This is a genomic window from Cupriavidus yeoncheonensis, assembly GCF_905397275.1.
Taxonomy (GTDB): Bacteria; Pseudomonadota; Gammaproteobacteria; order Burkholderiales; family Burkholderiaceae; genus Cupriavidus; species Cupriavidus yeoncheonensis.
Map to the genome: position 1 here is coordinate 57372 of NZ_CAJPUY010000022.1, position 20911 is coordinate 78282.

Annotated in this window: 20 protein-coding genes; 11 read left to right on the plus strand and 9 right to left on the minus strand. The window is 68.1% G+C overall.

What is annotated here, in order from left to right:
* The first annotated feature begins 173 nt into the window (after nt 1-173).
* Complete coding sequence (locus KHO22_RS25640) at nt 174-629, plus strand: BON domain-containing protein (protein ID WP_211949978.1); 456 nt, start codon at nt 174-176, stop codon at nt 627-629.
* 79 nt (nt 630-708) lie between these two features.
* On the opposite strand, the gene ku is transcribed toward KHO22_RS25640, so the two are convergent.
* The 4 genes from ku to ligD all read right to left on the minus strand — a co-directional run bounded on the left by ku (nt 709) and on the right by ligD (nt 7216).
* Nucleotides 709-1722: a non-homologous end joining protein Ku gene (gene ku / locus KHO22_RS25645; protein ID WP_211949979.1), complete on the minus strand. Its 1014-nt coding sequence runs from the start codon at nt 1720-1722 to the stop codon at nt 709-711.
* Between the two features lie 212 nt (nt 1723-1934).
* Nucleotides 1935-3950, minus strand: a complete 2016-nt coding sequence (locus KHO22_RS25650; protein WP_230427020.1) for a hybrid sensor histidine kinase/response regulator — start codon at nt 3948-3950, stop codon at nt 1935-1937.
* A 210-nt stretch (nt 3951-4160) separates the two neighbouring features.
* Nucleotides 4161-4544, minus strand: a complete 384-nt coding sequence (locus KHO22_RS25655) for a hypothetical protein (RefSeq protein ID WP_211949981.1) — start codon at nt 4542-4544, stop codon at nt 4161-4163.
* Nucleotides 4541-7216, minus strand: coding sequence for a DNA ligase D (ligD, locus tag KHO22_RS25660; RefSeq protein ID WP_211949982.1), 2676 nt, complete (start codon nt 7214-7216; stop codon nt 4541-4543). The genes KHO22_RS25655 and ligD overlap by 4 nt, the downstream gene beginning before the upstream one ends.
* 313 nt (nt 7217-7529) lie before the next feature.
* On the opposite strand from ligD, the gene KHO22_RS25665 reads away from it, so the two are divergent.
* On the plus strand, nt 7530-8543 hold the full coding sequence (locus KHO22_RS25665) for an SDR family oxidoreductase (RefSeq protein WP_211949983.1): 1014 nt from the start codon (nt 7530-7532) through the stop codon (nt 8541-8543).
* Nucleotides 8544-8572: 29 nt separating this feature from the next.
* On the opposite strand, the gene KHO22_RS25670 is transcribed toward KHO22_RS25665, so the two are convergent.
* Nucleotides 8573-9535 (minus strand): sigma-54 interaction domain-containing protein, encoded by a 963-nt coding sequence (locus KHO22_RS25670; RefSeq protein ID WP_230427025.1) that lies wholly within the window; start codon nt 9533-9535, stop codon nt 8573-8575.
* 347 nt (nt 9536-9882) lie between these two features.
* Here KHO22_RS25670 and KHO22_RS25675 point away from each other — a divergent pair, with 347 nt between their 5' ends.
* The 8 genes from KHO22_RS25675 (at nt 9883) to KHO22_RS25710 (ending at nt 16766) form a co-directional block, all read left to right on the plus strand.
* Entirely contained in the window at nt 9883-11286 is a 1404-nt protein-coding gene (locus KHO22_RS25675; RefSeq protein WP_211949985.1) for a sigma-54-dependent transcriptional regulator, read from the plus strand.
* Nucleotides 11287-11383: 97 nt separating this feature from the next.
* Nucleotides 11384-12202: a sensor histidine kinase gene (locus KHO22_RS25680; protein ID WP_211950031.1), complete on the plus strand. Its 819-nt coding sequence runs from the start codon at nt 11384-11386 to the stop codon at nt 12200-12202.
* 172 nt (nt 12203-12374) lie between these two features.
* Nucleotides 12375-12782: a hypothetical protein gene (locus KHO22_RS25685; RefSeq protein WP_211949986.1), complete on the plus strand. Its 408-nt coding sequence runs from the start codon at nt 12375-12377 to the stop codon at nt 12780-12782.
* Between the two features lie 62 nt (nt 12783-12844).
* Nucleotides 12845-13438, plus strand: a complete 594-nt coding sequence (locus KHO22_RS25690) for a hypothetical protein (RefSeq protein ID WP_211949987.1) — start codon at nt 12845-12847, stop codon at nt 13436-13438.
* Between the two features lie 65 nt (nt 13439-13503).
* A complete protein-coding gene (locus KHO22_RS25695) occupies nt 13504-13962 on the plus strand; it encodes a PRC-barrel domain-containing protein (protein WP_211949988.1) in 459 nt (152 codons plus the stop codon).
* 333 nt (nt 13963-14295) lie between these two features.
* Nucleotides 14296-14808 (plus strand): low affinity iron permease family protein, encoded by a 513-nt coding sequence (locus KHO22_RS25700; RefSeq protein ID WP_420839653.1) that lies wholly within the window; start codon nt 14296-14298, stop codon nt 14806-14808.
* Between the two features lies 1 nt (nt 14809).
* On the plus strand, nt 14810-15952 hold the full coding sequence (locus KHO22_RS25705; RefSeq protein ID WP_211949990.1) for a DUF3182 family protein: 1143 nt from the start codon (nt 14810-14812) through the stop codon (nt 15950-15952).
* Nucleotides 15939-16766 (plus strand): alpha/beta hydrolase family protein, encoded by an 828-nt coding sequence (locus KHO22_RS25710; protein WP_211949991.1) that lies wholly within the window; start codon nt 15939-15941, stop codon nt 16764-16766. The genes KHO22_RS25705 and KHO22_RS25710 overlap by 14 nt, the downstream gene beginning before the upstream one ends.
* A 70-nt stretch (nt 16767-16836) precedes the next feature.
* Here KHO22_RS25710 and KHO22_RS25715 read toward each other — a convergent pair whose 3' ends face one another.
* The 4 genes from KHO22_RS25715 to KHO22_RS25730 all read right to left on the minus strand — a co-directional run bounded on the left by KHO22_RS25715 (nt 16837) and on the right by KHO22_RS25730 (nt 20125).
* Nucleotides 16837-17025 (minus strand): DUF3008 family protein, encoded by a 189-nt coding sequence (locus KHO22_RS25715; RefSeq protein ID WP_211949992.1) that lies wholly within the window; start codon nt 17023-17025, stop codon nt 16837-16839.
* Between the two features lie 73 nt (nt 17026-17098).
* Complete coding sequence (locus tag KHO22_RS25720; RefSeq protein WP_211949993.1) at nt 17099-17257, minus strand: DUF3309 family protein; 159 nt, start codon at nt 17255-17257, stop codon at nt 17099-17101.
* Between the two features lie 190 nt (nt 17258-17447).
* Nucleotides 17448-18101, minus strand: a complete 654-nt coding sequence (locus tag KHO22_RS25725) for a response regulator (protein ID WP_211949994.1) — start codon at nt 18099-18101, stop codon at nt 17448-17450.
* A complete protein-coding gene (locus KHO22_RS25730) occupies nt 18098-20125 on the minus strand; it encodes a type IV pili methyl-accepting chemotaxis transducer N-terminal domain-containing protein (protein ID WP_211949995.1) in 2028 nt (675 codons plus the stop codon). The genes KHO22_RS25725 and KHO22_RS25730 overlap by 4 nt, the downstream gene beginning before the upstream one ends.
* A gap of 354 nt (nt 20126-20479) precedes the next feature.
* Here KHO22_RS25730 and KHO22_RS25735 point away from each other — a divergent pair, with 354 nt between their 5' ends.
* Nucleotides 20480-20905 (plus strand): hemerythrin domain-containing protein, encoded by a 426-nt coding sequence (locus tag KHO22_RS25735; protein ID WP_211949996.1) that lies wholly within the window; start codon nt 20480-20482, stop codon nt 20903-20905.
* Nucleotides 20906-20911: the final 6 nt, after the last annotated feature.

Below are 20911 nucleotides of genomic sequence, written 5' to 3' on the forward strand. Positions count from 1 at the left end.
ATGCCGTCTGCGCCGCGCACGCCGCACAAAGCACTGGCAGGCCATCCCGCACAGGCGGGTACGGGGATTGCGGGGAAGCATCGAGGGGCGCCCCACGCCGAGTCGCGCATCCGGCGCACACGGCGCACGCGCGGGGCGCGGTCATTCCTGTCACCCGCCAAGGAGAGTCAACCATGCAATCCAGCCGACCTACCGCTCCGATCCTGCGCAAGGCTTGTCTGGCGGCAGCACTGGCAGCCGTCGCGGGCAGCGCTTGCGCGCTTGATGCCGGCGGCCTGATGCGCACTGCCGTCGACACGGCTGCGCCCGCGCCCGCCAATTCCGCGCCTGGCATGCCGGGCCGCGCCGAAATCAACCGCGACACGGCGCCACCGCCCAGCCATGACGTGAGCACCGACACGACCAAGCAGGTCGTCGCGGACAGCACGATCACCACCAAGATCAAGACCAAGCTGCTGTCGACCAAGGACCTGAAGTCCACGGGCATTCACGTGAAGACCACGGATGGCACGGTCAATGTGAGCGGAACGGTGCCGAGCCAGGAACAGCACGACATGGCGTTGCAGACCATCCGCGGAGTGGAAGGCGTGGTGTCCGTCAACGACACCCTGAAGGTATCGTCGCGCTGATTGCGTTGTGCACGATTGCCGGGCCCGGACGTCACGTCAGGGCCCGGCTTTATCTGTTCCGGCTGTCGACCGCAGGCGGCTACGCCTGCTTGCGTCGTGCCGTGCTTCGGGTAGTGGACGAGGTCTTGCCCGTGGCGGCATGGTGGGTAGACCGCTTGGCGGACGCCCGGCTTCCGGCCGCACGCCTGGCGGGCGTTGCATGCTTCTTCGCGGGAGCGCGGCTGCTGGTGGTCTTGCGCGGCGCCTTTGCCTTTTCTTCCTCCGGCTCGCTCCTGGCAGTGCCTCGCTTGCCGTGGTGATCCAGGCTCTTCTTGAGCAGCGCCACCATGTCGATGACCTTGGCACCCTGCCGCGGTGCTTCCTCTTCTTTGGCGGCCGGCGTGAGCTGATGGGTCTTGCCTGATTCGATCTTCGCGTCGATGCGGGCCATGAGGTCGTCGCGATACGTATCGCGATACTGCTCCGGCGACCACGCTTCGCTCATGTCCTCGACCAGCTTGACGGCCATCCCGATCTCGCGCGCGTGGGCGCCGGTGGCCTTTGCGCCAGAGGCTTTCGGCAGCCTGAGGTCGGAGATCGGCAGCACTTCGTCGGCGAAGCGCATGGTGTTCAGGACCAGCGCGTTCTCCTGGACGAGCATGGCAGCCAGGTGCTGCCGGTTGCGCAGCACCACCAGCGCGAGCGCGGCGCGACCGGTGCGGCGCATGGTTTCGCGCAGCAGCGCGTAGCCGCGTTCTCCGCGCTTGTCGGGTTCCAAATAATAGGGGGTGTCGAAGTAGTACGGGGGAATCTCGTCAGCCTGCACAAAGCTGACGATATCCACGGTCTGCGTGGCTTCGACGTTGGCCTGCCGGAAGTCTTCGTCGCTCAGCAGTACGTATTCGTCTTTCTCGTACTGATAGCCCTTGGCGATGTGTTCCTTCTCGACCGGCTTGCCCGTGCTCTTGTTGATGCGCTGGTAGCCCACGGGTGCCATGTCGCGCACGTCCAGCAGATCCAGGTCGAGCGACTGGCTGCGCGATGCCGGCCGCAGCACGACCGGGATGTTGACCAGGCCGAAAGTAATGGCGCCCTTCCAGATGATGCGCGACACGATGCGTCTCCTTGCGTGTCCTGCCGTCACGCGCCAGCGCGCTGCGGCGGCGGCGCCGGCTGGTCGCCCGGCGGCGGATCGACGACAGGCTCGGGCGGTCCCGGTGGCGGTTCTGGTGGTGGGACCTCCGGCTTGTGCGAAGGCAGGTCGGGATCGGGGGTGGTATGCATGGTTCGGGACTCCGATAAGTTGGCGAGGCGGTTGTGGCCGCGTCAGTCGCCAGGCTCTTCGAACAGCCGGATCAGGGATTCGAGGGTGGCCGGCTTGATCAGATGGCGGTCGAAGCCGGCCTCCAGCGCACGGCGGCGGTCTTCCGGCCGCCCGTAGCCGGTCAGCGCCACCAGCGTGGCGCCGCGCATTTCAGGCAGGGCACGCAGCCGCCGGGCGGTTTCGAAGCCGTCCATGGTCGGCATGCCCAGGTCGAGCAGCACCACCTCGGGCTTGACTTCCGGCGCGCGCGCGACCGCGCTCTCGCCGTCGGCCGCGGTGACCACGGTGTGTCCCAGCGACGTCAGTGTCATGCTCATGGCTTCCAGGGCATCGGTGTTGTCATCCACCACCATGATCACGCGCGGCGGTCCGGATGGCCGCGGCGCCATGGTGTCGGCCGGATGCCAGTTCTGCCACGGCTCGATCGGAAGCTCGACCACAAACGTACTGCCTTCGCCCGGACCCGGGCTCTCGGCCCGAACCCTGCCGCCATGCAGCCGCACGAGTTGCTGCACCAGCGTCAGGCCGATGCCCGGACCTTCCGGCACGGCAAGTTGCGCGCCGCTCGTATCCGCGCCGGTATCCGCGCCGTTATCAGATTCCCCGCCGGCATGGCCGCTGCCACTGGCCGCGGTGGCAGTGCCGGGCTCCCCGGGCGCCAGCGGGTCGAACAGCAAGCGCTGCAAGGTCTGGCTCAGGCCCATGCCGTTGTCGTGGATGCGAACGGCGACCTGTCCGTCCCCTGCCGTCGCGTCGATGCGAATCTGGCCCCCGGGCGGCGTATAGGCGGCCGCGTTATGCAGCAGGTTGCTGAAGATCTGGGTGAGCCGGACCATGTCGCCGCGTACCGGCAACGGCTGTTCGGGCAAGGCAAGCCGCAGCGTGTGCTGTTGCGCCTCCATGACCGGCCGCACGGTTTCGACTGCGGTGTTGAGTGCACCGCGCAGTTCCACGAGATCCTGCCGCAACGTGATCGTTCCCTGGTTGAAGCGGGAGATGTCGAGCAGATCGTCCACGAGTTGCGACAGGTGCCTGAGCTGGCGCCCGATCACGTCGCGCGCGCGGAACGTGTCCGCGGGTGTCGGCGCAGGCTGCTGCAGCAAGTCCACGGCGCTGCGCATCGGCGCCAGCGGGTTGCGCAGCTCGTGCGCGAGCATGGCCAGGAACTGTTCCTTGCGGCGCTCTTCGCCGCGCAAGGCGCGGCGCGCACGGTTCTGGCTGGTCACGTCCTGGCAGGTGCCGGCCACGCGCAGGACCCGGGTTTCCCGAATGTCGGCGCCATGCACCGGGAAGGCCCGTGCACGGATCTCGTGGATGCCGCCGTCGGCGTGCATGAGCTGGAATTCGATATCGAGGTGGCCGTCCTGCAGCATGCCGGCAAACGCCTGCGCCACGCGCGCCCGATCCGCCGGGATCACGCGGGCCAGGCAACATTGCGGATCTTCGAGCATCTTCTCGGGTGGCTGGCCGCACAGGTCCGCGACGCTTGGGCTGACGAACAGCAGGCGCCGGTCGCGCGCGTCGAGCAGCCAGACTACGTCGACCAGCGATTCGGCGAGCTGGCGGAACATGTCCTCGTTGTCGTGCAGCGCCTGGCTGGTGCGGTGGTAGGCATCTTCCGCCGTGCGCAGGCGCAGCAGCGAGTGGATGCTCGCGACCAGTTCCTCGGGCTCGGCCGGCTCGGCGATGAAGCTGTCCGCGCCACATTCGAGTGCCTGCACGCGTTGCGAGGAAGAGGCCAGCGCAGACGAGGTCAGCAGGATCGGCGTGTGGGCCAGATGAGGATCGGCCTTCAGCAGCCGGCACACCTCGAACCCGCTGATATCGGGAAGCTGCAGGGCCAGCAACACCAGCGCTGGCGCATGCTGGCGCGCCAGCGAGAGCGCCGCCTGCCCGGTCGACGCTTCGATCACCGAGAAGCCGGCGCGCTGGAGGATGCTGCTTTTTACATAGCGCGGGCCTTCGCCATCTTCCACATTGAGGATCAGGCGGCCCTGCCGGGGAGCGCTCGCGTTCATGGCCGGCACCCTTCGCACCGCGGCCGCGCGACGCATGGCGTTGTAAAAATTACCTTGTATGGTTGCAAGCGTTTTGCAGTAATTGCATGGCTGTCGGTGCTCACGGCGTCATTCCCCCTTGCTTGGCAGCGTCTTGCGCGGACGACCGGCCCCTTATCGATGGGACCCGCAGGAGCACCGCGCAAAAGGCGTGCCGGAAGCCGCCGGCATCTAATGCCGGGCGGCTTCGCCGCTATGCGCCTCGGCGCTCGGAGAAGTTCCGCCGTGGGGGCCCGCGGACTGCGGTGCTTCCGCGGCCTTCTGCGATACCTTGCCTGGCTCCGTGGCCGGCGCGCTGTCGCCGGCGGCTCCCTTCCTGCCGAACTGCGCGGCGATGCGGTCCTGCGCCTGCGCCAGCAGCTCGGCCTGGTGCTTGGCCTCTTCGGCTTCCTTGGCCTTGCGCGCGTCGGCGGCTTGTTGCTGTTCCGGTGTCGGGGACGGCAGGCGCGCGCCCGCCGGCAGGGCCATCGCCATCAGCATCGCCGCGACCAGCGCGTGTCGAGCGGGAGCCAGCTGGCGTACGTGGCGGATATCGCGGATAAAGGACCGGGTCATGGCTGACTCCTTGCGGCGCGCGCCAGCCGGGCGGCCGCGCGCGTCATGGTTTGGCGGGTGCCCGCATAGGCCTCCCACGGGTCGTGACGCGCGATCTCGTCCAGCCGTGGCGCCACGTTGGCCACGGTCCACTGGTCGGCGCCCTTGAGGCCGTCAAGCTCGTCCCAGGCGAGCGGGACCGATACGCCCAGACCGCTGCGCGCGCGCGCCGAGAACGCCGCCACCGTGGTGGCGCCTACGCCGTTGCGCAGGTAGTCGATGAAAATCTTGCCGACGCGGTTGCGGGCGCCGCTCTTCGCCACGAAGCGCGCGGGGATCATGTGGGCCATGTGGAGCACCACGCCATGCGCAAAGTCCCTGACCTCGTCCCAGCCCGCGCGCGGCGTCAGCGGCACCACCACATGCAGGCCCTTGCCGCCGCTGGTTTTCACAAAGCTGTCGAGTCCCAGTTCATCGAGCCACGCCTTCATCAGCGCGGCGGCTTCGCGCATAGGGGGCCACGCCACGCCTTCGCCCGGGTCCAGGTCGAAGATGATGCGGTTGGGCCGGTCGATGCTGCGCTTGCTGGAATTCCAGGTGTGGAACTCCACGACGTTGAGCTGGGCGGCCGCCACCAGCGCGTGCTCCGAGACGATCTCCAGCAGCGCGGGATGGCCCGGCCACAGGTCGGGGTCCAGCACGTTGACGCCATCCACCCTGAGCGTGTCGCCATGCCGCTGGAAGAACTGCTGGCCGGCAACGCCGGCGGGCGCGCGCACCATGGCGATCGGGCGGCCGCGCAGGTGCGGCAGCATCAACGGCGCCACGCGTTCGTAGTAGCGCACCAGGTCGCCCTTGGTGAGGCCGCTCGCGGCGTCGATGACGCGAGTGGCGTGGCTGATGGCAACCTTGCCCTTCGCTGCGGTGGGTTTGCGCGCGGCGGCGCCGGTCTTGCGCTTGTCGCCGGCCGGTGCGGCAGGCTGTTCCACGGACACCGCACCGGCGGGCTTGTCGCTGCGCAGGCCGTGGAAGACGGCATGCCGCACGCGTCCCTCGCGCGTCCACGCGCCGAACGACACCTCCGCCACCAGCCGTGGCCGTACCCACAGGCCTTTGACCGATGCGGGCAGCGCATCAAACGGCGTCTTGTCCGTGCGCAGCGCATCGAGCTGCTTGCGCAGCTTCGCCAGCGTGCGCGTGTCGAATCCCGTGCCCACATTGCCGGCATAGCGCAGGCGGCCTGCGCCGTCGTGCACGCCGAGCATCAGCGCGCCCAGGCCTGCGCGGCTGCCTTTCGGTTCGGTATAGCCGCCGATCACGAACTCCTGCCGTTGCGTGCACTTGAGCTTGATCCAGGTATTGCTGCGCGTGCTGACATAGGGCGCGTCCGCCCGTTTGCCGATCACGCCCTCCAGCTTCATGCGGCACGCCGCTTCCAGCATCTCGCCCGGGGCGGCTTCGAAGTCTTCGCTGAAGCGCAGGTGCGTCGCGGTGCTGCCTTCGAACAGGCGCCGCAGCAGCGCACGCCGTTCGGACAGCGGCACCTTGCGCAGGTCGTGGCCGGCATAGAAGGGCAGGTCGAACACGTAGTACTCGATCGACTCGACGTGCGCGGTCTCGAAGGCGTTCTGCAAGGCCTGGAAGTCGGTTGCTCCATGCTTGCCGAGCACCACGATCTCGCCATCGAGCCAGCCGTCCGGCAAGCCCAGCGCGCGCACTTCGCGCGCAAGCGTCTTCAGGCGCGAGGTCCAGTCATGGCCCTGGCGCGTGAACAGGCGCACGTCGTCGCCGTCGATGCGGGCCAGCAGGCGGTAGCCGTCGAACTTGATCTCGTAGCGCCAGGCCTCGGCATCGGCGGGCGGGCGCTCCACCAGCGTGGCAAGCTGCGGCGAGAGGGCCAGGGGCAGTGCGGCGGCGACGGCGCGGCGAGGCAGGGCCGGCGCTTTCCCTGTGCCACTGTCCGTGTCCCTGGTGGCAGCTCTGGGTTTCGCGCCCTTCGCGTCCTTCGTGCTCTTCGCGGTCTTCCCCGGCGCGCGCGCCGGGGAAGCGCCGGCCAGCACGCTGTCCGGCATGGCCTCGGTCACGTCGAGTTCGGCGGCGGGCACCGCCGCGTCATCGCGCTCCTTGATCAGCAGCCACGCATCCTGCTCCTTCTGGCGGCTGCCATGCATGCGCACCAGCGTCCAGTGGCCGTGCAGCTTCTCGCCACGCAGTTCGAATTTCAGCTTGCCGGCGCGATACGCCGCATCGGCATCGCCATCCGGCAACCACACCCCGCGATCCCACACGATCACCGTGCCGGCGCCGTAGTGGCCGGGCGGGATCACCCCTTCGAAACCCGCGTAGTCGAGCGGGTGGTCCTCCACATGCACGGCCATGCGCTTGTCCGCGGGGTCGAGGCTCGGACCCTTGGGAACGGCCCAGCTCTTCAGCGTGCCGTCCAGTTCCAGCCTGAAGTCATAGTGCAGCCGGCGCGCGGCGTGCTTCTGGATGACAAAGGACAGCGCGCTGGTGCGGACAGCGCCCCGCTTGGATCCCTTGGCGCGCGGTCGGACGCCGCCCGGCTCGGGCGTGGCGGCAAAGTCCCGCATCCGGCGGTACTTGTCCAGGGTGTCGGCGCTGTGCTTGCGTGCGGCCGGGCCTTTGCCGGCGGTGCGGGCATCGTCAGGGGCCTGGCGCGTGGTCTTGGCCATGGTGGACCGGCTTCACATGGGACGGAGGCGAACCTCGGTGGCTTCAGCTTAGGCAGCACCCCACCCCACCGAAATCGGCGTCAGTCCTACACCCGGGTCGGCCAATGCCGCGTGTGTGTGCTTCTTACCGGACGTTGTAAATCCGCGCGAGGACATGCGGCATGCGAGCCCGCGAAACAGCGGTGCCCAGTGCCCCGGCCGCAGGAACGCTCCTTGCGGCATCTGGCCCTGCATACGGTCAAGCGTCGCCGGCATTGTGTCCCGGACGCCGGCGCTCGTCGTTCCCGTGCCCGGGACATCAGGAAGCAAGCAGATGAAACTCTCTCTGAAGACAATCGGGTCGCAGGTCATCGTGCTGACCGGCGCCACCAGCGGCGTCGGCCTGGTCACTGCGCGCAAGGCGGCGGCCGCGGGTGCCCGCCTCGTGCTGGTGGCCCGCAGCGAAGAGTCGCTGCACAAGCTGGCCGAGGAACTGCGGGAGAAGGGCGCCGAAGTCATCACTGTCAGCGCCGACGTTGGCCGCCAAGAAGACGTTGCCCGCGTGGCGCACGCGGCCATCGAGCGCTTTGGCGGCTTCGATACCTGGGTCAACAATGCCGGCGTGACCATCTTTGGCCGCCATGCCGACGTGCCGCTGGAAGACCAGCGGCGCCTGTTCGACACCAACTACTGGGGCACCGTGCATGGCTCGCTCGCGGCGGCGGCGCACCTGCGCGAGCACGGGGGCGCCATCATCAATATCGGCAGCGAAGCCTCGGACGGGCCGTTGCCGCTGCAAAGCGCCTATGCGGCCTCGCAGCATGCGATCAAGGGCTTCACGGATTCGCTGCGGCTGGAGCTGGATCAGGAGATGGCGCCGATCAGTGTCACGCTGATCAAGCCTGCCGGGCTTGAAACCCCGCTGGCCTCGCACGCCAAGAATTTCCTCGACGTGGAGCCACGGCTGCCGCCGCCGCTGTATGACCCGGCGCTGGCGGCGGACGCCATCCTCTTTGCCGCCGAGAACCCGCGCCGCGACCTGTTCGTGGGCGGCGCCGCCAAGGCGTTTTCGGCGGCGGCCTATCATGCCCCGCACGCGTTCGACCTGTTCATGCGCCGCTTCATGGGCCGTGCGCAGCAGACCCGCCACCCGGCAGGCCCGCTCGAGGACAACACCCTGTATGGCGGCGGCAACGGCCTGCAGGAGCGCACGGGCAACCGCGTCGCGTTGCAGTCGTGCCCCTACACCTCAAGTGCCCGCCATCCGGTGCTGGCCACGGCGCTGGTGGTCGGCGCATCGGCCGCCGTGGCCGCCATGATGCAGGCGCGGCGCGGACACCATGACTAGCGCCCGGGGCGCCCGGCACGGGTCGGCCATCAGCCGGCCCGATACGCTTCCAGGCGGTTGTACAGGGTCTTGAGGCTGATGCCGAGCGCGCGCGCGGCCTGTCGCTTGTCGCCGTTGTAATGCGCGAGCGTGGCCATGATGATCTCGCGCTGGGTGTCGGCAAGCGTGGTGCCGACGCGCACGTTGACCACGCCGTCGACCGTGCTCGGTCGCTGCGTCTGGGCAGCCAGGCTCGGGTTGCCGATCTCCACGACCGTGTCGGCCAGGATGAAGGCGCGGTACACCGCGTTCTTCAGTTCGCGCACATTGCCGGGCCAGTCGTAGCGCGTCAGCCGCTCCAGCGTGCCGGCGGAAAACATCTTGTCCGTGCGCTCCATGGCGTTGTACTCGTCCAGAAAGTGGCGGGCCAGCGGGATGATGTCCTCTACGCGCTCGCGCAGCGGCGGAATATGCAACGGAAACACGGCAATGCGGTACAGCAGGTCTTCGCGTAGCTGGCCGGCCCGCACGGCGTCGAGCGGTTCGCGGTTGGTGGCGGCAAGGATGCGCACGTCGCTGGCGATCAGCGTATCGCCGCCGACGCGGTGAAAGGTGCGGTTTTCCAGAACGCGCAACAATTTGACCTGCATGGCCGGCGGCATTTCGGTGACTTCGTCCAGGAACAATGTCCCGCCCTGGGCCTGCTCGAAGTAGCCCGCCTTCTGGTCGATAGCGCCGGTGAAGCCGCCTTTTTCGTGGCCGAACAGTTCCGATTCGATCAGCGTGGGCGGAATGGCGCCGCAGTTGACGGCCACGAAGGGGCCATCGCGCCGGCTGCTGTGCGCATGCACCGCGCGCGCCACCACTTCCTTGCCCGTGCCGCTTTCCCCTATGGCAAGCATGGTCACATCCGTGGCGGCCACGCGCTCGACCAGCGCCAGCAGGTGGCGCATGGCGGGCGCGGTGCTCTCCCATAGCAGGGAAACCTGGGACGGAACGGCGCGACTCCGCAAGCCCTCCGCTTGCTGGGTCGTGCCGCGTCGGGACGGAGTGGCGGTGGTCGACACGTTAGTTAGCTTGCATCCGGGGGCGCGGGACGTTCCTATGCTAGCCCGTGAGGCAGGGCCCTGCCAGACGTCGGGCGCAGCGCGCGGAAACATCCGACAGCCGTGTCAGAGAGACACTGGCAACAATTGGGCTCCCGGATGTTTAGACTTGCGATACGCACTTCGCGGTGGCCCCGCATGTCCGCGATGCGAACACGTTGTGTTGCACTGCAGCAGGCAGAAGTGCCATTCTGGCCTGTAGGCATCCACCGTTGTTCCCCAGGCAAACTTCCGGCCTTCGGGCCGCGCCATTCATGCCTCACATCCTGATTGTCGACGACGACGAAAACGCCTGCGCCGCGCTGGTGGAGATCGTGGCACTGGAAGGGTTCACCGCCTCTACCGCGGGCAGCCTGCGTGAAGCCCGGCTGCAGATCGGGTGGCGCATGCCCGACGTGATCCTCACCGACCTGCGCCTGCCCGATGGCAGCGGCATGGAATTGTTTGCCGAAGTGGGCTCGTCCGGCGTGGAAGTCATCCTCACCACCGGCTATGCCAGCGTGGACAGCGCGGTGGAAGCCTTGCGCTCGGGCGCGACCGATTACCTGGTCAAGCCCATCAACGTGGCGCGTCTGCAGACCGTGCTGAAGCGCCTCGCCAATACCGGCGCGCTGCGCGCGGAGATCCATTCGCTACGCGGCGAACTGCGGCGCTACGGCCGCTTCGGGCGGCTGCTGGGCAGTTCCGATGTGATGCAGGCCGTCTATGACCAGCTCGCGCGCGTGGCGCCCACCGAGGCCACGGTATTGCTGATCGGTGAAAGCGGTACCGGCAAGGAACTGGCCATGCAGACGGTGCATGAGTTGTCCGCGCGGCGACGCCAGCCCTTCCTGGCCGTCAACTGCGGCGCGATCTCGCCGACCCTGATCGAGACCGAGATGTTCGGCCACGAGCGCGGCAGCTTCACCGGCGCCGACCGCCAGCACAAGGGCTACTTCGAGCGTGCCGACGGCGGCACGCTGTTCCTCGACGAAATCACGGAGATGCCGGCCGAGCTGCAGGTGAAGCTGCTGCGCGTGCTCGAAACCGGCGCATTCATGCGCGTGGGGACCAACCGCGAGCAGCATGCCGATGTGCGCGTGCTGGCGGCCACCAACCGCAATCCCGAAGATGCCGTAGCCGAAGGCAAGCTGCGCGCGGACCTCTTTCACCGGCTCAATGTGTTCCCGGTCGAGCTGCCGCCGCTGCGCGCGCGCGGCGACGACGTGATCCAGATCGCCAACACGATGCTGGAGCAGCTCAATGCCGAACAGGGCACGACGCGGCGCTTCGCGCCGGGCGTGCTCGACAGCCTGCGTCTGCATACCTGGCCGGGCAATGTGCGCGAGCTGCGCAACTTCGTGCAGCGCGCCTACATCATGGCCGACGACGACCTCATCACCGAGGTGCAGGTGCCGCTGCAAGCGGCGGCCACGCAGGCGCCGGTCGCCGCGATGGTGTCGGTGCCGGTGGGGATGTCGCTGGCCGACGCCGATCGCCAGCTTATTTTCGCTACCCTGGAACAGTGCGCGGGCGTAAAGAAGCATGCGGCGGAAATCCTTGGCATCAGCCTGAAGACTCTGTACAACCGCCTGGAAGACTACGCCGCGCGCGGCGAGTTGCCGGAATGGCTGCGCGCGTCGCGCAGCAGCCAGGCCGGCGTTGCTGCGGCAGGCTGATCGGCACGGGCGCGCCATTGGAGTCACCGGCCGGCTCTGTCTGAAGTTGCATGCTTCTTGCATGGCAACTGCATGGAAACCCGGGGCCAACATGAACATGACGCCGCAATCGCAATCCAGCGAGCCGGAACATCCTGACAGCGAAGGCGTGTCATCGCCTCAGCTGGAGAAGGACGTGCGGACCGTCACCGAGGTGGGGGCCCTGATCGACCAGACCGTGCACGACCTGCGTTCCTCGCTCAATGCCATCCAGAGCTGGGCCTATGTCCTCGAACGTGGTATCGACCAGAGCGCGGCACCTGCCCGGCGCGCGCTGGAGGGCGTGCGCGCCGGCATCCAGCAGCAGCTCGCGCTGGTCGAGGAAATGGAAGAGGCCGTGCGGCTGCTCGCCGACGAAAGCCCTCCGCAATGGCGCCTCACCGACCTGCTGGCCGCGACCGTGCAGGCCGTGACCGACCGCCGCCCGGCCGCGACGGCGCGCGGCGTAGAGCTGAAATCGGTGCAGGCGCACTCAGACGCGTCAGCGTTTTTCATCGACGGGGATCCGGTCCGGCTCGCGCCGCTCTTGCGTCATCTGCTGGTGCATTGCATCTGGCGCGCACAGGCGGGCGGATCCGTGGCGGTCCACTTGTACGCAGAGCCCGACCACATCAAGCTGCGCATTACAGAGAGCGCGCCGCTGGACCAGACGCGCAGCGCCACCCGGCTGTCGATCCTGTCCGATTTCTTCGGACGGCGCCCGCCGCAGGCGGGCCAGTCTTCGCGGCAGTCCAGCGCATTGCTGCTGACCCGGCGCATGGTGGAACTGCACGGCGCCGCGCTCAGTACCGAGAGCGAGACCTGCGATCCCGACAAGGTGTCGGTCTGCATCGCGGTGAAGTTTCCGCGCCACGCGCAGCGCGCGTCCGGGCTGTAGCTTTTACATCGCGCCGGCACAAAGTGCCTGTCGCAAGCCGGCGCGCGCCGGTGCACCGGCACGAGCGCGCGGTCGGGTGCTGTCGGGAGCGGCGCGACCGGCCCAAAATCGGGTGCGCCCCGGCTGGCCCGCCGATTGCATGGGAAGGGATGTTCCTCACGGAGGCCCAGCCATGCAGAAAGCCCACGCACCCGCCAAGGCCAGTCCGGCCGGCAAGCCCGCAGCCACCAGGAAGGCAGCCACCAAGAAGGCCGCCACCAAGAAGGCGGCAGGCGCCCGAAAGGTTGCTTCCGCGAAGCGCACGCCCGCGAGGCCCGATGCCAGGTCCTCCGCGTCTGCCGATGACAAGCGCAAGACCTCGGAAGACAAGCGCAAGACCTATCAGGGCGCCGTTGACGATTCCCTCGAAATGACGTTCCCCGCGAGCGATCCCATTTCGCCGAGCGCGGCGATGCACGCCGAAAAGAAGACCCGGACCCACCGCGACGACGTCGACTGGAAGCTCAAGCGCGGCAGTGAACACCAGCCTGCCGGCACAAAGCCCGCCGGTCACCGCAAAGGCGCCACCGGCCGCGGCTGAACGAGCCCGGGATCGCCCCCATTGCAGCGCACGATGCCAGCGCATGACACAGAGGAGCCACCATGTCTGATGCCATCATCGCCGGTCGTTTCGACAGTTTTGCCAAGGCGGAGACCACCGCGAGCCGCCTGCGCGCGCAAGGCGTCGCGGAAGAGGACATGAGCGTCTTCTACGTGAATCCGCCCGGTCAGCACGCCACCTACCCGATCGGCGGCGATACCGCCGTCGATCCGGGCGCGCGCCGCTCGGGCATCGGCGCCATCGCCGGTGTGTTGCTGGGCGCCACCGCGGGCGCCGCGCTTGGCGCGGCGATCATCACCATCCTGGGGGTGTCGCCGCCGGTGTCCTTGTTCGTACTGGTTTTCGCCACGGGGCTGTGCGCCTATGTCGGGTCACTGGTGGGCGCGCTGTCGCTGACGCGCGATGCGCGCGCCGAAGGCCGCCGGGGCCGTGCCCCGGTGCGCAATGCCGGCGTGTTGCTGGCCACCCATGTCGAACCGGCCAACGCGGGCCTGGTATGCGATCTGTTGCGCAAGGGCGGCGCCCGCGACATCGAGCGCGCGCAGGGGCATTGGCGCGAAGGCCGCTGGGCCGATTTTGATCCACTGGCACCGCCGGTGCCGGCAGGCCGCGAAGGCGAGCCGCGCCGCGCGTGACGGGCCATGGAAACGGACGGGCGATTTCTCTCGTCCATCTGCTTGCATCACTTCAGGAGGTGTCCATGAGACAAGACCAACCCCCGACTCGCGAATCGCAGCCACGCGGCGCGGCGATTGTCGGCAGCATCGACCGCGATTCGCCGGGCCCGGGCCCGTTCGTGATGGCCGCCGATACGCTGGAAGGCAACAAGGTGGTCGATCCCGCCGGCGATGATCTCGGCACCATCGACCACATCATGATCGACGTGCCGGGCGGACGCGTCGCCTACGCGGTGCTTGCGGTCGGCGGCTTCCTCGGCATTGGCGAGAAGCTCTTTGCGCTGCCGTGGTCGGCGCTGACGCTGGACACGCGCCGCAAGTGCTTCGTGCTCGGCGTGGAGAAGGACCGCCTGAAGGCCGCGCCAGGTTTTGACAAGGATCACTGGCCTGGCATGGCCGATTCGCAGTGGGCCACGAGTATCCACGAGTACTACGGCATTTCGCCGTACTGGGAGTCGGACCGCTACGACCCGTGGCACTGACTTTCGCGGGAACCTCATTCAGGGTGGGAGAGAGGGGTGAGGGCCGGCGCCATGCGCGCCGGCCCTTGCTTTTGCCTGACACGGCATTGCCGCATATTGGCGTTTCCCGCAGGGCGGCCGGCCGCATGGGGAAGTGGCCTGCGCGTTGTAGGACAGCGCCCGCTGAACATTGGCGGTGCGCTCGATACACTGAAATCAGTGTGCTGGCGGCAGGTGTTGGCAGACGTCACCCCGCCGCGAATGAGGAGGGCAGCGATGAGCAGAAACGGTCTCGACCTGCGGGATCCGCGCGGCTCGGCATCCGCGCTAAGCGCGCGGCCACGATCCTGGCTGATGCATCGCTTCGACCGCTTTGCCGGCGCCGCCACGCGCCACGCCGGCTCGCCGGCGGCCTTTGTCGTGGCCGTGGTCGTGGTGGCCGCATGGGCGGTCACGGGCCCCATGTTCGACTATTCGGAAACGTGGCAGCTGGTGATCAATACCGGTACCACGATCGTGACCTTCCTCATGGTCTTCCTGATCCAGCAAAGCCAGAACAAGGACGCCGTTGCCGTCCACCTGAAGCTCAACGAGCTGCTGGCCTCGCATCGCGAAGCGAGCAATATGCTGGTCTCGATCGAAGATCTCGACGAGGAAGAGCTGCACCAGCTCGTCACGTTCTATCGCCACCTGGCGGAGCTGGCCGACAAGGAGGGCGGAATCAAGGCAAGCCACTCCCTGGATGAGGCCCACCTGAACCAGGCGACCAAGCGAGAGGCACGTACCGGCCGGCGCCCGGTCGCGAAGGCAGGCGATGCGAACCCGGCGGATTCCCCGGAGTCCGTCCCGGTCCGCCAGGGGGCATGACATGCCGGTGGCCCATGACAAGGCAAGGCAGGTGATGGTGTATGGCTGCGCCAGCTACGGGCAGCCGGACAGCCACCAGGCCGTGACGCTGGAGCGCATCGGCAGGAAAGTGGCGCAGCTCGCGGGCTACGGCTTCGGCGGCGCCTACGAGGCCCGCGCCGGCACGCCTGAGGCGGCCCTGTACCTTGTGCCCCTGGACACGCTGGTCGGTGTCGCGCAGGCACGTGCGCTGGGCGTCCACGGCGTCGAAGACCTGTTTGGCGGCGTCGTGCCGTTTGCGTTCGTTGCTACCAAGGCGATCACGCACGGGCTGGTCGCGCCGGATGCGGCGGCCCCGCAAGGCTGGGATCCGGACTTCGTGCGGCGGGCCCATGCGGCGGTGCTGCCGGGCTATACCGCGTTCTCGCTCGAAGATGCCCGTCATGCGGGCCTGCGCTTGCTGGCCGGAGGCGCCGTTCGCCTGAAGGACCCGTGTGGCATCGGCGGGCTCGGCCAGCAGACGGTCGACAGCGAACCGGCCCTCGACGAGGCGCTGGCTGCCATGTTGCCGGCTGACATCGAAGCCAATGGCCTCGTGCTCGAACGCGACCTGGCGTCCCCGCGAACCTACAGCGTCGGCCAGGTCCTGCTGGGCGGCTTGCTGGCCAGCTATTGCGGGTCACAGGATCTCACCGCAAACAACAGCGGCGAGCAGGTCTATGGCGGGTCGACACTGACGGTCGTGCGCGGCGATTTCGCGGCGTTGTTCGCACAGCCGTTCGAGCCATGCGCGCTGTCGGCGGTCCGTGCGGCAACGGCCTATCACGACGCCGCCCTCGCCTGCTATCCCGGCATGGTGCTGTCGCGCTGCAACTATGACGTGGCCTTCGGCGTGCCGTCGGGCGACGCCGGTGCCAATGAGCTTGGCGGCGTGCTCGAACAGTCCTGGCGCGTCGGCGGCGCGACCGGTGCCGAACTGGCCGCGCTGCAGGCCCTGCGTGCCGATCCGGGCCGCCACCGGGTGGTGGCCGCGACGCGTGAAGTCTATGGTGAAGGCGTGTCCGTCCCCGACGGCGCCGAAGTGTATTTCCAGGGCGAGGACCGCGACGTCGGTCCGCTGACCAAGTTTGCATTCCTGGAGTCGGAAGACGATGGCAACCCATGAAGACACGATCGAGATCCAGAGCGAAGGCGGCAGCATTGCCGGCACGCTGATCGCGCCGGCCACCAGGCTGCCCGGCGTACTGTTCGTGCATGGCTGGGGCGGCAGCCAGGAGCAGTACCTTGCTCGTGCGCGCAAAGTCGCGGGCCTGGGCTGCGTGTGCCTGACCTTCGACCTGACCGGCCACGCCGGCACCCGCGCGCAGTATGAGACCGTCAGCCGCATGCGCAACCTGGCCGACCTGGTCGCCGCCTACGATGTGCTCGCGCGGCATCCGGAAGTCGACCGCAACGCCATTGCCGTGGTCGGCAGCAGCTACGGCGGCTACCTGGCGGCAGTGCTGACGACGCTGCGCCCGGTGCGCTGGATGGCGCTGCGCGCGCCGGCGCTGTATATGGACGAAGGCTGGGAGCTGCCCAAGCGGCAGCTCCACCGCGACCAGGACCTGGTCAACTACCGGCGCTCGGTGGTGCCTCCCGACGCCAATCGCGCGCTGCGCGCCTGCACCGGATTCGAGGGGGACGTGCTCGTCATCGAATCGGAGAACGACCAGATCGTGCCGCATGCCGCGGTCACGAGCTACGTGGACGCCTGCGTGCACGCCAGTTCCATGACCTACCGCGTGATCAAGGGCGCCGACCACGGCCTCGCCGATGAGGAGCACCAGCGTGCCTATTCCAGCCTCCTGGTGAACTGGCTGCGCGAGATGGTCACCGGCGCGCGCGCGGGACCGGTTGCGGCACAACGGCCGTCAGCGGCGAATGCGCCATCCGCTGACGACGAAGGGCACGCCGTGGAGGGATCCACCGCCCCCTAGAACGGCAGAACGCCCGCCCCGCAGGGCGGGACGGGCGTTCTGTGGCGTATCCGGGTGGCCGGGCAGGCGCTCAGCGACCGGATACGTGCTTGGGTTTGCCCTTGGTCTTGGTCGACGCCATGTCCTTGAGCTCCCTGATGCTCATGGACTTGGCCATCGACCTGGAGGCGCCCTTGAGGGCGCCGGCCTTCTTGTCCCCGCGCTTGGCGGCGAGCGCCGCGCCGGCGGCTTGCTGCTGTGCCTTGGATTTCGCAGGCATGTCTGTCTCCTTCTTCACTGAGGTACCGTTGCAGGGCGTCGACGGCAGCGCGTTCGTGCACGCTGCCGCCCGGCTAGATGCGGCCCAGGACCACTAACAGCAGCACGATCAGGACGATCAGTCCCAGTCCACCGCTTGGCCAGTAGCCCCATCCGGTGCTATACGGCCAGGCCGGCAAGGCGCCGACCAGCAACAGGATGAGAAGGATCAGAAGAATGGTGCCGATTCCCATATCGTGCTCCAGGTTTTGGCCGATAGGCCACGCTTGTCATCTGGGCTTCGCTGTCCGGGCGTCCGTTGGCTCAAGCGGGGCAGTGGACAGGCTTAGCCGCGTAATTTCAGCGTAGCCCAGCGGTCAGCCGCATCCTTCCGGAACACGGCTGAAAACGGTGTAGGAATCGGACGACGCGCGGCGCGGAGCGCTAGCCCGCCTCGGTCAGGCCATGTTCCACCGCGTAGACGGCTACCTGCACGCGGCTGGCGAGGTTGAGCTTCTTCAGGATGTTCTGCACGTGGATCTTCACTGTGCTTTCGGCGACGCCCAGGTCGCGGGCGATTTCCTTGTTGCTCTCGCCGCGCGCCAGCCCCTGCACAATTTCGCGCTCGCGTGCGGTGAGCCGCGCCGTGTCGTCCTGGCGCGCGGGCGCCGGCGCCGGTGCGCGGAACTGCTGAACGAGCTTGGCGGTCATGGCTTCCGAGATCACCGGCTCGCCGGCGGCGGCGCGGCGGATGGCGCTGGTAAGGGCCTCGGTCTCGATGTTCTTCAGCAGGTAGCCGCGCGCACCGCTGCGCAGCGCGGTGGCCAGTTCCTCGGCCTCTTCGGAAACCGTGAGCACGATCACGGCGGAATCGGGCAGGTCCTCGACCAGCAACTGCAGCGCTTCCAGCCCGGACAGGCCGGGCATGTTCAGGTCCAGCAGGATGACGTCCGGACGATGCTGCTTGGCGCGCTTGATGCCTTCCACGCCGTCGGCGGCTTCATCGACGATCTCGAAATCGGCCTGCCGCTGCAGCAGCGCGCGGATGCCCGAGCGGAACAGCGTGTGGTCGTCGATCAGCAGAATGCGGATGGTCATCTCAGGGACTCCTGGGTTGGGCGCGGCAACGCTTGCCCCGCGGTGGAATGGCGTTCGGCGCGGGCGGCCTGGCCGCCGCGCGGCAGCACCAGCTCGATGCGCGTGCCCTGCGCCGGGCGGGCCTCGATGGCAAGCCGCGCGCCGAGGCGTGCGGCGCGCTCGCGCATGATGTTCAGGCCGACGTGCACGTCGTTGTCATGCCCGAGCTCGGCCGGATCAAAGCCCTCGCCATCATCTTCGACCACGAGCCGGAAATCGTGCCCGTGGCTCAGCGACACGGTGACGTGCGCGGCCATGGCATGCTTGCGCACGTTGGACAATGCTTCCTGCAGGATGAACAGCACCTGCAGCTGCTGCTCGGGTTGCAACGGCAGATTGTTGCCACGGTCGTCGATGACCAGCTTGGCTTCGGTGCGGCACTGGCGGCGGAAGCGCTCGACGGTCTCTTCGACGGCGGGGCGCAATTCGCCGGGCGTGAGGCGCGAGCGGAAGTTGTTGAGCAGCTCGCGCACGTCCTGGTAGCTCTCTTCGACGCCGTGGCGCAGCATCGGCACCAGCTCGCGTGCTTCGGCCAGATCGTCGCGGCCCACCGCGTCGCTGAGAAGCTGCACCTGCAGGTTCAGGAAATTGAGGCCCTGCGCAATGCTGTCGTGCAGGCCCTGCGCGACCAGGTTGCGCTCTTCGACCACGGCCAGCTGGCGCGCGCTCGCGGACAGGCGCAGGTGTTCCAGGGCGATGCCGAGATGCTGCGCCAGCGTTTCGAGCAACTGGCGGTCCGAAGCGGGCAGCTCGCGCGGCGCGCGGAAGTGCAGCACGAACGTGCCGATGGCGCCGCGCTGGCTCTCGATGCGGAAGGCCGCCATGGCCGTGAAGCCTTCGCGCGTGCAGGGCGAAGGCTGCGCCAGCAGCGGGCGGCGCGCCGTCTTGCGCAGGTCGGCAATGGCGACCACGCCTTCGTGCGTGGCGTCGCCGCAGTGGCAGGCATCCACTGCCATGCAGTTGTCGGCCTCTGCCAGCGTCGCGGGCAGGCCGGAGGAAGCGAGCAGATGCAGCTTGCCGTGCTGTGCGTCCATGACGCGCACGGAGCCGCCATCGGCATCGAACAGCCGCATCACGCGCTGCAGGAAGCCGCGCGCCATGGCTTCGGCATCGCGGGCCTGGTTGAGGAAGGCCGCCATGTCGTAGAGCGTTTCGAGGTCGCGGTTCTGGCGCTCCAGTTCGGCAGTCTTGCTGGCCACGCGCGCAGCCAGGTCCTGGTACAGGTCCTGCAGCTCGTCCGCCATCCGGTTGAAGCCCGCGTTCAGGGTGCCGAACTCATCGCGCGTTTCCACCGGCAGGCGCAGCGTGAATTCGCGCGCGGCCATGCGGCGCAGGCCATCCTGCAGGCGCAGCACGGGCAGGATGATCCACAGGTAGAGCAGGTAGATGACCGCCACCGTACCCACGCACGCAATGGCCGCCAGCCCGGCCTGCGACAGCCGCAGCAGGTCGGTCTTGCGCGCACTGTCGTGCTCGATCAGTACGACCAGCCGGTCGGCCTGGGCGACGAAATCCGGCAGCGCCCGCACGTACGCGGCGCCGTTGCCGGCCTGCGCCAGCGGCCTGAGACGCTGCTGCCAGTCATGCAGGACGTGATCGAGCTGCGCATGGATGGCCGGTTCGTCGGGCAGGAACAGGGGCCGCACCGGATTGCCCTTGCGCAGCTGGGCCAGGGTGTCGTCCAGCGCCTGGATCTGATCGTTGCGTGCGCCGGGCTGGCCGGTGGCGGAGAGAGCGAGTTCGATCGCCACGCGGTTGGCGCGCATGCGCAGGCTGCCGGCGTCATTGATGGCCGCGCCCGCGCCCTCGAGCTTCCACGACAGCCACAGCGTACCGGCGATCATGGTGAGCACCACCAGCAGCGAAGCCAGCGACAGCAGGATGATGCGCGTGGACAGGCGGTGACGGGGCGGCGTCAGGCCAGCGGCATCGGGAAGCGGACTGCCGTCCGCGAACGGCGCAGTGTCGGTGTCGGGAGTGGACATGGGAAGGACATGGGAACAAGGTCTGAGGACTGGGGGCGGTCAACCTTACGGGCGATTGTCCGCGCGGTCCGGGTGGCTCAGCATGCGCCAGATCAAGAAAACGTCATTCCGTGACACAGTTTTGTGCCGTGCGCTGCGCTTGCTGCGCCGGGCCCCGTACCTGGGCCGAGCCTCCTGGTTTCCGTGGGGAGACATATCATGGCGTGATATAAAAATGACGGTGCGTCTCCCGGCGCTCATAGACCCTGAAGGTGGTCGGGTCTTGCCCGCGAATCTCGCGCGGACTTATTCGCGATCAAGTCCCGCCCCCGATACGGGTCCTAGCATCCACCGGACTGACCCCGGAGAACCACCATGTCCAGCGCCATTGAAACCCTGGTGCGCCAGCACCGCGATTGCGACCAGGCCCTTGAGGACCTTGAAGCGTACCTGCCCAACCCGGACTGGGTAGCGGCGGCGGGTGCGTTCGCGCGCCTCGACGCCGCGCTGCTGGGCAACTTCTCGGCCGAGGAGGATCGCCTGTTCCCCGCTTTCGAGCAGGCGGCAGGTTCTGCCTGCGGTCCCACCGCCATGATGCGGCACGAACACGACGAAGTCCGCGCGTTGCTGGAAAACGCCCGCGAATGGCTGCAGTTGCGTGATGCCAACGCGCTGGCCGCGGAGCTCGACACGCTGGTTGTGCTGCTGCAGCAGCACAACCTCAAGGAGGAAAACGTGCTGTTCCCGATGTGCCGCGCGCGGGTGCCCGGAATTGATGCCTTGCTGGCGAACGTCGGCTGACCGACA